Raw genomic sequence first — 272 nt, forward strand, 5'->3', positions numbered from 1 at the left:
GCCGCTCCGTCATCTCGAAGATTATCTCAACGAGATGCCCGGGATTCTCGACGTGTTCGGGTTGGAGAAGTCGCCGGATCACACGTCGTTTTGCAACTGGGAGAAAGAGATCTCGATGCGAACACTGCGCAGCCTGCTCCGCAGAACGGCGGAGCAGGCTGGCTTCTCGGGAACTGGTGCGATCGATGCCAGCGGCTTCCAGCGTGGTCAGGCAAGCCATCATTACCGCAAGCGGGCGGATTACTCGTTTCAGGCGATGAAAACCACGGTTC

1 pseudogene is annotated in these 272 nt (G+C 58.5%); it reads left to right on the forward strand.

What is annotated here, in order from left to right:
- Nucleotides 1-272, forward strand: a pseudogene (locus C448_RS02470) (IS5/IS1182 family transposase); the annotation flags it as partial.

Source organism: Halococcus morrhuae DSM 1307 (genome assembly GCF_000336695.1).
GTDB lineage: Archaea > Halobacteriota > Halobacteria > Halobacteriales > Halococcaceae > Halococcus > Halococcus morrhuae.